This window comes from Salinimicrobium profundisediminis (genome assembly GCF_026241755.1).
In the GTDB taxonomy this organism is placed as follows: Bacteria; Bacteroidota; Bacteroidia; order Flavobacteriales; family Flavobacteriaceae; genus Salinimicrobium; species Salinimicrobium profundisediminis.
In genome coordinates this window covers 45,275-60,732 of sequence record NZ_JAPJDA010000011.1, presented here as the reverse complement: position 1 = coordinate 60,732, position 15,458 = coordinate 45,275, and the positions used below count along the sequence as shown (strand labels likewise).

Below are 15,458 nucleotides of genomic sequence, written 5' to 3'. Positions count from 1 at the left end.
TTTTTACTAAACTTGGCAAGCAAATTTTTTAAACGCAAAAAATGAAGTTGACCTACGGGTTTTTGGCCCTTTTTCTTTTGGCTACAACGGTTCTCACTGCGCAGAAAAAAGCAATTACACTTGAAGACATTTGGGGAGGAACATTCCGGCAGGAAAGAATGGAAGCCCTGCAATCTCTCAATAATGGAGAAGAGTATGTGGTGCTTAATTTTGATCGTAGTGCAGGCACATCAGCCATAGATGCTTATTCTTACAAGACCGGTGAAAAGACAAGAACTATTCTTAACAGTAAAGATCTTGAGGAAATTCAATATTTTTCGGAATATGAATTCAGTGAAAATGAATCTAAACTGGTGCTGGGCACAGAGATTGAATCTATCTACAGGCACTCTACCCGCGGGATCTTTTACGTGTACGACCTGCAAACGAATGAACTGAAAAAGATTTCAGAAGAAAAAATCAAGGAACCTACCCTGTCGCCAAATGGGGAGAAGGTTGCTTATGTATTCAAAAATGACATTTTCGTGAAAGATCTTTCCTCCGGAAAAGTGGCGCAGGTGACTACCGACGGGGAGATGAACAAGATCATCAACGGGGTGGCCGATTGGGTGTATGAAGAAGAATTTTCTTTTGTGCGCGCTTTTCAGTGGAATAAATCTGGTGATAAAATCGCTTTTTTGAAGTTCGACGAAACTGAAGTCCCCGAATTCTCTATGGATGTTTACGGGCAGGATCTTTACCAAACCCAAACAGTCTTTAAATACCCTAAAGCAGGAGAAAAAAATTCAGAAATAAGCCTTCATATTTATGATCTTCAGCAGGAAGAAGTTTCAGACGTGAATTTGGGTGATTACGAAGATTTTTATATTCCGCGGATAAAATGGACCAATGATGCCAATGTGTTAAGTGCACAGGTTCTTAACCGTCATCAAAATGTGCTCGATCTAATATTTGTTGATGCTGAAGCAAATAAAGCTGGAGTAGTGCTCACAGAAACCGATGAAGCTTACGTAGATGTGACCGATAATTTGACATTTTTGGAAGATAACAGCTTCATCTGGACCAGTGAAAAGGATGGCTGGAACCACATTTATCTCTACGACAAGAACGGTAAACTGAAAAATCAGGTGACCAGAGGTAACTGGGAGGTGACCAATTACTACGGTCTTGATCCTAAAACCAAAACTATTTTCTACCAAAGTACCGAGAACGGAAGCATCAATCGTGATGTGTTTTCAGTAAGGACCAACGGAAAGAATAAAAAACAACTTACAGATAAGGTGGGGCAAAACAGTGCCGACTTTAGTGCCGATTTTACTTACTTCATCAACAGCTACAACAGCGCGACTACGCCTTATGAGTTTACCCTACACCTCGCAAAGAATGGGAAACTTGTAAGGGAGATTGTCAATAACGAGGAGCTTTTGGAGCAAATGGCAGAGTATGAGATTGTGCCTAAGGAATTCTCAACTCTTGCGGTAAATGGCGCCGATCTCAATATGTGGATGATCAAGCCTGCTGGTTTTGATCCTGCAAAAGAGTATCCGCTTTTTGTCTCGCAGTATTCGGGACCTGGTTCTCAGGAAGTAGGCAACCGCTTTCACAGCACGAATGACTACTGGTATCAAATGCTTGCCAGCAAAGGATATATTGTAGTGGGAATTGATCCTCGCGGTACCGGGTTTCAAGGTGCTGCCTTTAAAAAAGTGACCCAAAAGGAACTTGGAAAATATGAAGTGGAAGATATTATTGAAGCCGCACGAATCCTTGGATCAAGAGACTACATAGACGAAGACAACATGGGTATTTGGGGCTGGAGCTATGGAGGTTTTATGTCATCTAATGCCATTCTTAAAGGTAATGACGTCTATAAAATGGCTATAGCAGTGGCACCGGTTACCAGCTGGAGATTTTACGACAGCATCTATACCGAAAGGTATATGACTACCCCGCAGGAGAACCCTTCGGGATATGATGAGAATTCGCCCATCAATCATGTGGAGAAGCTAAAAGGAGATTACCTGCTTATTCATGGTACAGGAGATGACAATGTTCATGTTCAAAATACCATGAGAATGATAGAAGCCCTCGTGCAGGCGAACAAACAGTTTGACTGGGCAATATATCCCGATAAGAATCACGGTATTTACGGTGGTAACACCCGTATGCACCTTTATACGCTCATGACGAACTTTATCGAAGAAAATCTAAAAGTTAATTCTAATATCAAATCATCCCTATAATGGCACAGGCAACAACAGCACCTCAAAAGAGTGAATTATTTGGTCACCCGGTAGGTCTATACATTTTATTTTTTACTGAAATGTGGGAGCGCTTTTCCTATTACGGAATGCGCGCCATTCTCGTACTCTATCTTGTTAGCGCTACCCAGGGCGGAAATGCCGGTCTCGGCTGGACCAATGCCGAAGCTTTGGCGCTTTACGGATGGTACACAATGCTGGTATATGTGGCTTCCATTCCGGGAGGGATAATAGCCGATAAACTTCTGGGGCAGAAAAAAACTGTGCTGTGGGGAGGAATAATTTTAGTGGCAGGACACGGGATACTCGCAGTTGAAGAAATGTGGGCATTCTACACCGGGCTTGGGTTAATTATTGCCGGCGTGGGAATGCTTAAACCTAATATTTCTACCATGGTGGGAGGTCTCTACAAAGAAGGGGACATTCGCCGTGATAAAGGATTTACCATATTTTATATTGGGATCAACCTGGGAGCTTTCCTTTCAAGTTTAATTGTAGGTTATGTAGGTGAGAATATTGGATGGCACTGGGGCTTCGGTCTTGCAGGAATAGCCATGGCACTTGGGCTTCTAGTGTACCTGTGGGGGCAAAAATACCTTACAGAAGTAGGGAATTTACTTTCAAAAGCTGAAAGAGATTCAGGTGCTTCTTTTGGCGGGATGTTCAAAGATCTTTTCAAATCTCCGCTACAGTTAACAATCACTGCTGTGCTACTGGCAGGTTCAATTTATTATCTTCTTGCCATAGACATAGCTTACGGTTTCCTATTCATATTCCTAACCTTCGTTACGGCTATGATGCTCATGGTTTATAAAGATCTTACTACGCAGGTGATGAAAGACAGGTATGTTGTAATGCTGCTTTCGTTTATCCTGGTAATTGTATTCTGGGGGGCTTTTGAACAGGCCGGTGGGCTTATGAATATCTATGCTCTAGAGAAAACCGACAGGTCATTGCCTTTTAGCTTGCCATTGATAGGCAGCGAAGTGCCTGCTTCCTGGTTTCAGTCTTTAAATGCACTTTTCATTATTATTTTCGGAGTGATCGTCGCCAACTTCTGGGCTAAGAGAAAATTGAAGAGTAAAGAAGCTTCTTCTATCTTTAAAATGGCAATTGGGGTTATCATCATGGGGCTTGGATTTGTTTTCATGGTATTTGCCTCTATGGAATTTCAGAACAATGGAGCTTCGGCTATGTACTGGCTGGTATTGGCTTATCTATTCCACACTATAGGAGAATTGAGTTCGTCGCCGGTGGCACTTTCATTCATTACCAAGCTTGCACCGGTAAAATACGCGTCTTTAATGATGGGAGTTTATTTTGCAGCGACAGGTCTTGGAAACAAGGTTGCGGGAATTGTGGGAGAATATTCTTCTGAAGCTGGTGATGGAACCATCTTTATGGGTATTACCATCTTCACCGTTGCCTTTGCTATTCTTGTCCTGTTAATGCTTAAGCCTCTTAAACGTCTTACTCACGGAGTAGAAGATGAAGAGCGCGAGTTACCACAGCAGGAAAAATTTGAACTCGGTGACGATGATCTTGTAGAAAAAGAAGCAAATAAAAGAAGAAGATAATGGCAGCTACGGTTCCAGCGGCAGAGAACGATTTCTTTAAATCAAAAGTTTTGGGCCATCCCGCCGGCCTATTTGTTCTTTTCTTTACAGAGATGTGGGAGCGCTTCTCGTTCTACGGGATGCGGGTGCTCCTCATCAACTTCCTTACAATGGCAATTGTGGGTGTTGATAATCCCGGATGGGGTTGGAGTGCAGAGAACGCAGGTGCCCTTTTTGGGACCTATGCAGGTTTACTTTACCTTACCCCTATTGCAGGTGGTATCATTGCCGATAAAATTACCGGCTATCGCTGGGCGGTGGTTATTGGTGCTGCAATTATGACCCTGGGGCATGCTTCTATGGCGTTAGAAACCGAATTCTCCCTGTACTTTGGGCTTGCGTTGCTGGTTATAGGAACAGGTTTCTTTAAGCCCAATATTACCTCGATTATTTCTGAAATGTATGATGGTAAGCCCGATAAGAAAGATGGGGCTTACACCATATTCTACATGGGCGTAAATGCCGGGGCTTTCTTCGGAATGATGTTATGCGGCTACCTGGCCGAAAGAGTAGGATGGAGCTGGGGCTTTGGTCTTGCTGGTATCTTTATGTTCCTTGGAACCCTGCAGTTCTGGCTGGCAAAACCTCTCTTTGGTAACATAGGTGGGGTGCCCGATAAAGCTAAACTTGCCGAAGAAAAGGCTAAAGAAGAAGCATCTGGAGTAAAAGATCATTCTCACAACCCATTCACGCTTTTAGACAAGATTCTGGTGGTTGCTACTTCAGTTATAGGGTTGTTGTATTTGATCAACGATCCGGTTTCCAGAATCGCTAATCTAAATTTACTTCCGGCTGTTATGCCTTTCGACTTTCAGGGGGAGCCTTTTTCGGGACCACTAGGGTTGGCATTAATTGGCCTCGGGCTGTTTCTGGTCCTGGTCATTTCCCGTATCTCACGATATGCTAAAGTGGTACGCGACCGGATGATCGCTGTAATTATCTTCGCATTTTTCACGGTTTTCTTCTGGATGTCTTTTGAGCAGGGAGCTACTTCCCTCATCATCTTTGCACGAGACTCTGTAGACAGGGTTTTAGTGGGCGCAGGCGCCACTGTTTTCAATGTTTTTAATACGCTCCTTACGGTGGTGCCGCTCATGATCATCACCTGGGTTTTGTATTTGTTATGGAAGCAGACTCATAAGCGAGTGCTGGGATCTAATGTTGTCCTGGTAATTTGCTTCGGAATAATTTGGGCTATCGTGATCTGGATGCTTGTAAGAGAATTCCAGGGAGACGCGACTGAAATCACTGTTTCATGGTTCAGTATTCTCAACTCATTCTTTATTATCGTATTTGCCTCTTTCTTCTCAAAATGGTGGGAAAGCAAGTACAATCCTTCCGCAGCATGGAAGTACAGCTTTGGTTTGATCCTGCTCGGGATTGGCTTCGGATTGCTGGCCTTTGGGTCAAGTGGTGTAGCCGAAGGAGCCAAAGTAAGTATGATCTGGCTTATTCTCGCATATCTTTTCCACACACTGGGCGAACTTTGTCTTTCTCCACTTGGTCTTTCTTATGTAAGTAAGCTTGTGCCGGCAAGGATGATTGCCTTTATGTTTGGGATGTGGTACCTGGCTATTGCGATTGGGAACAAACTGGCCGGTTCTTTTGGGGGTATGATCGATGAGATTACACAACAATACAGCCTCTCTACTTTCTTTCTTATTTTTACTGTTGTTCCTATCAGCGCCGGGGTTTTAGTGGCAGTATTGAATCCTTTACTAAAGAAATTGATGCACGGGGTTAAATAATTTCCTCCCTAAAATGCTATTTTTACGCCCTCATTCCCGAGGGCGTAGTTTTTTTGAAAATTTCGGAATGACTATTGCTAAAAGACAAAGAAAAAGTATGAAGAAAATTATTCTTAGCCTTGCTGTTTTGCTGTTTTCGGCTTCTGCCATGCTGGGGCAGGAGATCAAGTGGATGACCATGAATGAGGCCCTTGAAGCTCAAAAGAAAGCGCCTAAAAAAATATTCATGGATGCCTATACCACCTGGTGTGGCCCGTGCAAGATGCTCGATAAGAACACTTTTTCAAATAAAGATGTCATTAAATACATCAACCGGCATTATTATCCAGTAAAATTCAATGCTGAAGGTACCGAGGAGATCAATTACCAGGATATGTCCTTTAAAAACCCTAATTACGATCCTAAGAGAAGAGGTCGAAATAGTCAACATGATTTTGCAAGGGCCATGAAGATCACCGGCTACCCAAGTCTGGTCTTTTTTGATGAAGAGGCTAACCTCATAGGGCCAATTCCCGGGTACCGCACCCCGCAGCAGCTCGAGCTGTTTTTAAAGATGTTCGTAGATGAAGATTACAAGAAAATAACCAGTCCCGAAGCTTTCCAGGAATATTCCGCGGCTTTCGAAAATGAATTTACAGATTCAAAATAGCTTTTTTGAACATGAAATTTCTGGTCTCCCGGGTTTTTAAAACTGGTGAGGCCTTTTTTTATTCCAGGATATAAGCCCCGTCTTCACCGGTGTAGAAAAATGTAATGTGGTTCGCGCTTGCAGTTTTCTCCCACCTTTTTATAACCGCAGGATAATTACTGCCATCGGCAATGATCACTTCAGGTTTAAAATTCATTAATACCCGCTCCAGGTTGATCCTGGGAGTGCCCGAAAGTAGCAGGTGAGTGTTCAAAGGCGTTTGCTTCGGAAAGATTCCGCTACTGTCAGTCACCACTAAAAAATGCCTTTTTTGAAGGTATATATTTTGAAGTGGCACTTCCCTGATTTGTTGAAGATCTTCTCCCACCATGAAATTTTGAATTAGCTTCAGGTCTTTCGCAGGTGTTGTGAGGTTGTGGTAAAGCTTTAATCGTTCACTATTTTGTTGTGCTATCAGGCTGCTTCGGCTTTTGTGAAAAACAATAAGCCGATTCTCCCTATTTACTTCGGAAGAAATATAAACCAATTGCAGGATTATTACTGAAATAAGTACAGGGATGAGGCTTTTATAGCTGAAGTTTTTCCATAGCAGAAATGCAGCGAAAAGAAAGAAATACCAGCTCCATACTTCCGGTAAACTGAAGGCAATGTCTTTAAAGAGGAATTGTTCGTGCCCGGCAATCCAGTCCACGGTTTTAATCAGGATTTTGATGATGATTCCGTAGGTTTCAGCAATAAAAGAGGGCAGTACATCTACAACAGCCAAAAAGATGACCAGCACGCCCACAATAAGAATGAGACCCAGGAACGGAAGGATGAGCAGGTTTGTGAGAAAGAAGAGGCCGGGAAACTGGTGGAAATAATAGAGGCTTAGGGGCAATACTCCTATTTGCGCAGCAAGCGTAACGCTGAGTAAATCCCAAAGATATTTTACAATGCGGTTTGTAGGAGCGTATAGCCTGTTAAACAAAGGCTGAAAAAGCACAATAGAAAGCACCGCCAGATAGCTCAGTTGAAAACCGACTTCAAAGATCCATCCCGGCTTTATGAGTAGCAGTAGGAGCAGCGAAAGGAAGATGGAATTGAGGGTTCCGGTACGTCGTTTAATTTCCAGGCCCACGGCAATAAAGCTGAACATGGTCACTGCCCGCACCACCGAGGGCGAAAGTCCTGCCAGAACAGCAAAGCCCCAGAGGCATAAAATGACCAGGAAAGTCTTTAAGAATTTGCCATTTTTGAGACTTGTAAGAGGTTTAAAAAGCCAGTGTAACATCAATAAAATGATTCCCACATGCAGGCCCGATACCGCGAGGATGTGTATGGCTCCTGCAGCTGCAAAATTGTTGTAGGTCTGCGCTGAAATATCCTGTTTTTGACCCAGCAGCAGTGCCTGTACCAAAGAAAGTTCCTCCTGCTTAAAATTATTCTTTTTAAGTGCTAAAGTGATTTCACGCCTTAAGTTTGCCGCTGCTACTTTTATTCCGGATTCTTTTTTATGCAGGGTTTTTGAAACTCCATGGCGGAGATTGGCCTGTCGCCAAATTCCTTTTCTGTTCATAAAAGCAGCATAATCGAACTGGTGTGGATTGAGGGGCGCGGGGATGGGGGCTAAAGTGGAAGAAATAAGTAGATGCTCACCTTCCAAAAATGGCATTTTAAGACTGTCTTTTGGAATCAATAGCAGAAGCTTTCCGTGCGCAGATTTTCCGTTGACCGCGTTCACTTCAGCAAAATATTTATCGCTGTAGCGATCGGGTTTTAGTGTTTCCAGGATATTTAGCTTCAGAAGTGGTATTTCTTCCGAAGAAATCTTGTTAATGTAGTGCTGTGGCTGGTTTTTGGGAAGGTGAAGGCTTGCAGAAAAAATTCCGAAGAGAAAAAAGAGGAGGGCGACACTGCTTCCGAAGAAAAGATCTGGGAAAAGCAATTTTCGGGCTCTAATAAAAGTCAGGAGAAATAATAGGATTCCCGGCAGCAGTGCCAAAAATGCCATTTTTAGCGAGAGCTCCAAATAAAAGCCGATGCATGTTCCCAGCAGCAGCAAAATGGTAAGCCGAATGATTGCAGTGTTCAAATTATTATCTACCAGGTGTTTAGCCTAAGATAATAATTTACAGGATGCGGCGGGCCATCACAAAATGCTCTTTCCAGTAATTTTCATTGAGTGCCGAAATAATGACGCCGCGGGAAGTGCTGGAGTGAATAAAAAAGATATTGTCTTCATCAAGCTCTACCACCAAACCTACATGATTGATGTTCTTTTTGCGCCTGTCGGTCTTAAAAAACAGGAGATCGCCCAATTTTAGCTGCTTAAGTTCGAGCTCGTCACCCAAAAGAGCCATGTCTCTGGAAGAACGCGGTAATTCGATATTATTTTCGAGGAAGCAGGTATAGACCAGACCCGAGCAATCCATGCCCTGCGGGGTGGTGCCGCCGTATTTGTACTTTGTACCAAGAAACTGAAGGGCGTAATCTATGATGCTGAAGGTCTCTTCACCCACCTCTTCAATAATGTCTTCGGCATCGTTGTAGAAATCGGGAAGTTGGGCATAGTCATCCTGTCTGTCTACAACTGTAGCCTGATTCCCCACTGCAGATTTGCGTGCCCCGCAGGAAGTGAGGGTAAAGATGAGGGCCAGCAGCATGAACCTCAGGAACATCATTGAGCAGAGATCTTTTTAAAGATTAATTCGGCTGTCTTTTCACTTGCTCCTTTACCGCCGAGTTTTTGTTCCAGTTCGTGGTAATCGCTAAAGATCCTTTTCCTGTTTTCTTTATCGAGAATTTTGGTGAGTTCGGTTTTTAGATTTTTGCGGTTGAACTCGTTTTGGATGAGCTCTTTTACTACTTCGCGATCCATAATGAGGTTCACCAGAGAAATATAGTCGAGATTTATGATGCGTTTGGCAATTTGATAAGAAATGAAGTTGCCTTTGTAGCAAACTACTTCGGGCACTTTGAGCAAAGCAGTTTCCAGCGTTGCGGTACCCGAGGTTACCAGTGCAGCCGTGGATATTTCAAGAATATCATAGGTGCGGTTCATGACGAGGTGCACGTTTTTCTTTTTGATATACGGCCGGTAGAAGCTCTCTTCCTGGCTGGGTGCACCTGCGATAACAAACTGGTACTCTTTAAAATCATCGGTCACGCTAAGCATAACTTCCAGCATTTTGGATATTTCCTGTTTTCTGCTTCCCGGCAGGAGAGCGATTATTGGGCGATTATCAAGATTGTGCTCGGTTTTGATCTTTTCAGCCTGTACGGGAGGTCTTCCTGCAATCGCATCAATAAGCGGGTGGCCTACAAAATTGACTTTATAGTTGTGTTTCTTTTCGTAGAAATCTTTCTCGAACGGCAGGATCACGTACATTTCATCAATATCGCGCTGAATGTCTTTGATCCTGTTTTCTTTCCATGCCCAGATTTGTGGAGAAATGTAGAAATGGGTTTTATAACCTTCTTTGCGGGCCCATTTTGCAATACGCAGGTTAAACCCGGGATAGTCAACAAAAATGATGACATGAGGTTCCCATTTTTTAATGTCTTCCTTACAAAATGAAATATTGCGAAGAATGGTACGCAGGTTCATAAGCACTTCAGCAAACCCCATAAATGCGAGGTCGCGGTAGTGCTTCACCGGGGTGCCGCCTTCCTGTTGCATGAGATCTCCTCCCCAAAACCTGAACTCAGCCTGGGGATCGGTCTTCTTAAGGCCTTTCATGAGGTTTGCCGCATGTAAGTCTCCCGAAGCTTCTCCTGCAATAATGTAGTATTTCATATTAACTAAGCTTTATTACCGCAATCACAAGTGCAGCAAGTATAGAGGCCATTAAGACTCCTCTTGCTCTATAGGTGTATTCTTTTTTTATAAAATAAAAGAAAGGCAGGAAATTTAAAATTGCGCCTGCGGTGATAAGGGTACCAATAAAGCCGCCGCGCATAGATTCCTGTAGGGTTTCCCAAATGGGTAGATCAGAAAAAATGAGGATATAAATGAGCATTCCAACCAGATTGGCTGCAATCCCTGTTACAAAACCTAAAAAGATCTCTTTCTTAATCATTGAGTTCCCACGAATTTAGATCGCTTAGAAATTGATGTGCCGTAAGGTCAAACTGAACCGGCACCACCGATACATATCCCTGAGAAAGGGCATGTTCATCACTGTCTTCTCCTTCGTCTTCATTTATAAATTTTCCCGATAACCAGTAGTAGTCGCGACCCTGCGGATTGGTTCTCTTGTCAAATTCTTCTTCCCAGCGGGCCTTGGCCTGCCTGCAAACTTTAATCCCTTTTATCTCGGCCTCACTTAGCTTTGGAAGGTTTACATTTAAAACCACTCCTTTTGGAAGGCCGTGTTTTAGCACCTGCCTGGTAATGCGTTTTACAAATTTCTTGCAGGGTTCAAAATCGGCGTTCAGTGAATAATCAAGTAAAGAAAAACCAATGGCCGGGATGCCTTCAATACCGGCTTCTACTGCGGCACTCATGGTACCCGAATAGATCACATTGATAGAAGAATTAGAACCGTGGTTAATACCACTTACACAAAGATCTGGCTTGCGGTGAAGGATCTCCTGGGTTGCGATTTTTACACAATCGGCCGGTGTGCCCGAGCAACTGTATTCTTTATGCTTGTAGGTTTCTTTGACTGTAATTTGATCACAAAAGAGGGTGTCGCTAATGGTGATGGCGTGTCCCATCCCGCTTTGGGGACTGTCTGGGGCGACCACGATCACGTCTCCCAATTGCTTCATGACCTCAATAAGGGCTCGAATTCCGGGAGCCGTAATTCCGTCGTCATTGGTGACTAAAATGAGCGGTTTTTCCTGAGACATTATGAAAAATTTATGGCTGCTAAATTAAATTAATTTCCTGAGGAAAGGCTTATATTCGTAAATTAACAAAAAAGGAGAAAACTATATAAGTTGGCATAGTTTTTACTGTAGTACAGGTATACTAATGATGAAAATAAAAACCATAATGAAAAGGAACTATAAGCTACTGGTGCTGGTCTTGCTGTTTGCCGCGGCTTCTTGCAGCTTTACCACCAAGACATTCAATGACCCCAATAAAGATAAAACCCTAATTGAACTGATTTCTTATGTTCTTAAAAACGGACATTATGATGCCAAGGAGGTAGACGATTCCTTTTCTTCTGAAGTTTATAAAGATTACCTCGAGGCGCTTGACCCTCTAAAAAGGTATTTTTACGCAAGTGATATAGAGGAATTTCAGCAATATGAAACCCTTCTTGATGATCAGATAAAGAACAGCGAGATCACATTCTTTGATCTTACCCATACCCGACTTTTAGAGCGTATGGCTGAAGCTGAAGGAATCTATAAGGAAGTTCTTGATAAGCCTTTCAACTTTGACAAAGATGAAGTTCTAGATACCGATTACAGCAAACGCGATTATGTAAGCTCAAAGAAAGAGATGAAGGAAAGATGGAGAAAGCAGCTTAAGTTTTCGGCTATTTCCAATTATTACGATATAAAGAAAGAACAGGAAAGAAAGCTGGAGGATGATGCCGATTATGTTGCAAAATCTGACGCCGAGCTGGAAAAAGAAGCACGGGAGTTAACCCTAAATTCTCTCGATGAGTACTTCGATTTCAGTGATGACCTTGAAAGAAAAGATTGGTTTTCAGTATATGTAAATGCAATTGTTGAAGAATTTGACCCCCATACATTTTATTTTGCACCACAAGACAAAGATCGTTTTGATATGGCCATGAGTGGTAAACTTGAAGGGATTGGTGCACGCCTGCAAAAGAAAAACGACAATGTGAAGATTGTTGAAGTAATCTCGGGAGGGCCAGCCTGGAGAGGAGAAGAAGTAGAAGTTGGTGACGAGATCATAAAAGTAAAACAGGAAGACGAGAAAGAACCGGTAAGTGTGGTTGGAATGAGGCTTGACGATGCTGTAAACCTTATAAAAGGCCCTAAAGGTTCTAAAGTTACCCTTACTCTTAAAAAAGTTGACGGTACCATTGAAGAAGTAGACATTATTAGAGATGTTGTAGAGATAGAGGAGACTTATGCAAAAGCGGCTAAAGTAGAGAAGAATGGCCGTGTTTACGGAGTGATCAACCTGCCCAAGTTCTATTTTGATATGGAAGATTATTCTGAAAGAAATGCAGCTTCTGATGTGAAAGAGGAAATTGTAAGGCTAAAGAAAGAAGGAATGGATGGGTTGGTACTTGACCTGCGAAACAATGGAGGGGGATCTTTAAAGACGGTTGTTGATATCGCCGGATTGTTTATCAAGGAAGGGCCTATAGTACAGGTGAAGTCTAAACTTGAAGGCCAACAGGTTCTTGAAGATACAGATTCCTCAATTTTATGGGATGGTCCTTTGGTGATCCTTGTAAATGAGCTTTCTGCCTCGGCTTCCGAGATTCTTGCCGCTGCAATGCAGGATTATAAAAGAGCAGTTATTATTGGAAGTAAACAAACCTACGGAAAGGGAACCGTGCAAAACGTACTTGACCTTAACCGATGGATCAAGAACAACGACCTTGGTGACCTTGGAGCCTTAAAGATCACCACTCAAAAATTCTATAGAGTAAATGGAGGTTCTACCCAGCTTGAAGGTGTGAAAAGTGACGTTGTGGTGCCCGATCGTTATTCCTTTATTGATATAGGTGAGAAAGATCAAAAGAATCCCCTGCCATGGGATCAAATTGAAGCAGCTTCTTTTGAAGAATGGAACGGCTATATAGATTTTGAAGAAACCCTTTCCAACAGCCAGAAGAGAATGGCTGAAAATGAACATATCGACTTAATCAGGGAGAATGCCGAATGGATTAGAGATCAGCGTAACAGTACTACTTTTCCACTTAATTATGCTGAATACAGCAGGGAAATGGAACTGAATGAAGAGCAGGCAAAGAAATTTGACAGGCTCTCAGAATACCAGTCAGACCTCAGTTTTGAATCACTTCCTTACGAGATTAAATTATTTGAAGTAGATACTGTACTTTCTGAGAAAAGAGAAAGATGGCACGAGAATCTTAAGAGTGATATCTACATGGAAGAGGCGGTGCATGTACTGGAAGACATGAAGATGAATAACATCAAGAAGTCTGGTTTGGCCGATGTCAAAAAATAAAAGTAGAGAAACATAGTATTCAAAAAGGGCTTTTTTAAGCCCTTTTTTTATGGCTTATTTCAGCGTTCATAGTGATGACTAAAAAGAGGAAGCTAATGAGGAGTTTCTTGGTGGAATGTGTGTTGCGTTAATAACAGTTTTCGGGTTTAGATTGTGAAGAAAAAGCCTTATCCCGATTTAACCAAAGCACAGGTTTCTTGTGTCTAATTTCTTCGGAATAATTCAGTCGTAAAACACCTTTTTTGAGGTGTAGATTAGATATTTATTCCCGGCTGTAACCATGATCGTGACTCTAAACTATCGACTACCGACTACCGACTACTGACTATCAAATGAATCCATCGAAAGCACAGGTTTTTGTGTCTAATTTCTTCGGAAAAATTCAGTCGTAAAACGCCTTTTTTGAGAGGTATAGATTAGATATTTTTTCCCGGCTTGTAACCATGATCATGACTCTAAACTATCGACTACCGACTACTGACTACTGACTATCAAATGAATCCATCGAAAGCACAGGTTTTTGTGTCTAATTTCTTCGGAAAAATGCAGTCGTAAAACACCTTTTTTGAGAGGTATAGATCAGATACTTATTCCCGGCTGTAACAATGGTCGTGACTCTAAATTATCGACTACCGACTACTGACTATCAAATGAATCCATCGAAAGCACAGGTTTCTTGTGCCTAATTCTTCGGAATAATGCAGTCGTAAAACACCTTTTTTGAGAGGTATAGATTAGATATTTATTCCCGGCTGTAACCATGATCATGATACTCAACTACCGACTATCGACTACCGACTACTGACTATCAACCAATCTACCAGAAAGACATTCGGTCAGAATCTAGTTTCAGGAATATGAACAGGAGTATGGTAAAGCCCCACAATCCGGAGCCGCCGTAACTAAAGAACGGCAAGGGAATCCCCACGGTAGGGAAGATGCCAATTACCATCCCGATATTGACAAAAAAGTGTAAAAAGAGGATCCCGGCCACACTGTAGCCGTAAACCCTGTTAAACTGGGATTTTTGTCTTTCGGCCAGGTGAATTATCCGGAGGATCAAAAAGATAAAGAGAAAAATAACCACAGCACTTCCAACAAAGCCCCATTCTTCACCCACTGTACTAAAGATGTAATCTGTATGTTGTTCGGGAACAAAATTTCCTTTGGTCTGGGTGCCTTCAGTCCATCCTTTTCCAAACCAGCTGCCACTGCCAATAGCTATTTCACTTTGATTGGTGTTGTAGCCTATTCCGCGGTTATCTACTTCTTTTCCAAGAACGATGTTGAAACGGTCGCGATGACGTTGTTCAAATATGTTTTCAAAAATATAATCTACAGAAAAAGATAGCGCAATAGCTACAATAAGTAAGCTGAGAGAGGCCATTAGACCTGCTATCCTCTTTTTCTTTAAGAAGAACAGTAGCGCCACCAGGATCGTTGCCCCAACAGAAACCCAAATAGGGCCAAATAATAGGGTGAAAACGAAAACCAGCACGCCAATGACCACAACTATTAGATATCCTCCTGAGAGTCCTTCTCTGTACAGCGGAAAGAAGAAAGCAGCATACACCATTGCACTTCCTGCATCGGGCTGCATTAAAATGATCACAGCCGGTAAGGCTATAATAATAAAGGCCTGGAATTGATGGGAAAGACTATGGATGTTCGTTTGAATGTCGCTTATGAACTTGGAAAGCGCCAGGGCTGTGCCCACCTTTGCAAATTCAGCAGGCTGAAAGGTAAAACTTCCTATGGCATACCAGGAAGTGGCGCCATTAATTGTTTTTCCGAAGAAAAATAAACCTGTAATAGAAATCAGGGAGATGATATAGAATATACTGGAAAAGCGTTCATAAAACTTAGCTTCCAGGGAAAGAAGAATAACTATAAGAAAGACACTTAAAATGATAAACAACATTTGCTTACCGTAGATTTGATCAAGGTCAAAGAATGATCTTGCGGTGTCATCGAGAGATGCCGAGTAGATATTTACCCAGCCAATGATTACCAGTAAAAAATAAACAAGTATAGAAAGCCAGTCAAACTGGGAAATAGTTTTAGGCATAG

Annotated in this window: 11 protein-coding genes; 5 read left to right on the top strand and 6 right to left on the bottom strand. The window is 42.3% G+C overall.

The window, feature by feature from the left end; translation table 11 throughout:
• Window positions 1-41: 41 nt before the first annotated feature.
• The 4 genes from OQ279_RS08015 (at window position 42) to OQ279_RS08000 (ending at window position 6,274) form a co-directional block, all read left to right on the top strand.
• Entirely contained in the window at window positions 42-2,243 is a 2,202-nt protein-coding gene (locus tag OQ279_RS08015) for a S9 family peptidase (protein ID WP_266069352.1), read from the top strand.
• On the top strand, window positions 2,243-3,838 hold the full coding sequence (locus OQ279_RS08010; RefSeq protein WP_266069351.1) for a peptide MFS transporter: 1,596 nt from the start codon (window positions 2,243-2,245) through the stop codon (window positions 3,836-3,838). The genes OQ279_RS08015 and OQ279_RS08010 overlap by 1 nt, the downstream gene beginning before the upstream one ends.
• Entirely contained in the window at window positions 3,838-5,625 is a 1,788-nt protein-coding gene (locus tag OQ279_RS08005; RefSeq protein ID WP_266069350.1) for a peptide MFS transporter, read from the top strand. Before OQ279_RS08010 ends, OQ279_RS08005 begins: the two co-directional genes overlap by 1 nt.
• Before the next feature lie 97 nt (window positions 5,626-5,722).
• Window positions 5,723-6,274, top strand: coding sequence for a thioredoxin family protein (locus OQ279_RS08000; RefSeq protein WP_266069349.1), 552 nt, complete (start codon window positions 5,723-5,725; stop codon window positions 6,272-6,274).
• Window positions 6,275-6,332: 58 nt separating this feature from the next.
• Here OQ279_RS08000 and OQ279_RS07995 read toward each other — a convergent pair whose 3' ends face one another.
• The 5 genes from OQ279_RS07995 to surE all read right to left on the bottom strand — a co-directional run bounded on the left by OQ279_RS07995 (window position 6,333) and on the right by surE (window position 11,110).
• Window positions 6,333-8,267 carry a ComEC/Rec2 family competence protein gene (locus tag OQ279_RS07995; RefSeq protein ID WP_266069348.1) on the bottom strand — a complete coding sequence of 645 codons (1,935 nt, stop codon included), beginning with the start codon at window positions 8,265-8,267 and terminating at the stop codon, window positions 6,333-6,335.
• Window positions 8,268-8,385: 118 nt separating this feature from the next.
• Window positions 8,386-8,937: a C40 family peptidase gene (locus OQ279_RS07990; RefSeq protein WP_306419756.1), complete on the bottom strand. Its 552-nt coding sequence runs from the start codon at window positions 8,935-8,937 to the stop codon at window positions 8,386-8,388.
• Window positions 8,934-10,052 carry a lipid-A-disaccharide synthase gene (gene lpxB / locus OQ279_RS07985; RefSeq protein WP_266069347.1) on the bottom strand — a complete coding sequence of 373 codons (1,119 nt, stop codon included), beginning with the start codon at window positions 10,050-10,052 and terminating at the stop codon, window positions 8,934-8,936. Before lpxB ends, OQ279_RS07990 begins: the two co-directional genes overlap by 4 nt.
• 1 nt (window position 10,053) lies before the next feature.
• On the bottom strand, window positions 10,054-10,335 hold the full coding sequence (locus OQ279_RS07980) for a hypothetical protein (RefSeq protein ID WP_266069346.1): 282 nt from the start codon (window positions 10,333-10,335) through the stop codon (window positions 10,054-10,056).
• Window positions 10,328-11,110: a 5'/3'-nucleotidase SurE gene (gene surE / locus OQ279_RS07975; protein ID WP_266069345.1), complete on the bottom strand. Its 783-nt coding sequence runs from the start codon at window positions 11,108-11,110 to the stop codon at window positions 10,328-10,330. The genes OQ279_RS07980 and surE overlap by 8 nt, the downstream gene beginning before the upstream one ends.
• 145 nt (window positions 11,111-11,255) lie before the next feature.
• Between surE and OQ279_RS07970 the strand changes: the two genes are divergently transcribed.
• The gene (locus tag OQ279_RS07970) at window positions 11,256-13,388 is read left to right on the top strand and encodes a carboxy terminal-processing peptidase (protein ID WP_266069344.1); all 2,133 of its coding nucleotides are present in this window, start codon (window positions 11,256-11,258) and stop codon (window positions 13,386-13,388) included.
• Window positions 13,389-14,205: 817 nt separating this feature from the next.
• Here the strand turns inward: OQ279_RS07970 and rodA are convergent.
• A complete protein-coding gene (rodA, locus tag OQ279_RS07965) occupies window positions 14,206-15,456 on the bottom strand; it encodes a rod shape-determining protein RodA (RefSeq protein WP_266069343.1) in 1,251 nt (416 codons plus the stop codon).
• Window positions 15,457-15,458: the final 2 nt, after the last annotated feature.

Coding starts and splice junctions, on each gene's coding strand:
- OQ279_RS08015 (WP_266069352.1), top strand. CDS start 42: ATGAAGTTGACCTACGGGTTTTTGGCCCTTTTTCTTTTGGCTACAACG.
- OQ279_RS08010 (WP_266069351.1), top strand. CDS start 2,243: ATGGCACAGGCAACAACAGCACCTCAAAAGAGTGAATTATTTGGTCAC.
- OQ279_RS08005 (WP_266069350.1), top strand. CDS start 3,838: ATGGCAGCTACGGTTCCAGCGGCAGAGAACGATTTCTTTAAATCAAAA.
- OQ279_RS08000 (WP_266069349.1), top strand. CDS start 5,723: ATGAAGAAAATTATTCTTAGCCTTGCTGTTTTGCTGTTTTCGGCTTCT.
- OQ279_RS07995 (WP_266069348.1), bottom strand. CDS start 8,267: ATGGCATTTTTGGCACTGCTGCCGGGAATCCTATTATTTCTCCTGACT.
- OQ279_RS07990 (WP_306419756.1), bottom strand. CDS start 8,937: ATGATGTTCCTGAGGTTCATGCTGCTGGCCCTCATCTTTACCCTCACT.
- lpxB (WP_266069347.1), bottom strand. CDS start 10,052: ATGAAATACTACATTATTGCAGGAGAAGCTTCGGGAGACTTACATGCG.
- OQ279_RS07980 (WP_266069346.1), bottom strand. CDS start 10,335: ATGATTAAGAAAGAGATCTTTTTAGGTTTTGTAACAGGGATTGCAGCC.
- surE (WP_266069345.1), bottom strand. CDS start 11,110: ATGTCTCAGGAAAAACCGCTCATTTTAGTCACCAATGACGACGGAATT.
- OQ279_RS07970 (WP_266069344.1), top strand. CDS start 11,256: ATGAAAAGGAACTATAAGCTACTGGTGCTGGTCTTGCTGTTTGCCGCG.
- rodA (WP_266069343.1), bottom strand. CDS start 15,456: ATGCCTAAAACTATTTCCCAGTTTGACTGGCTTTCTATACTTGTTTAT.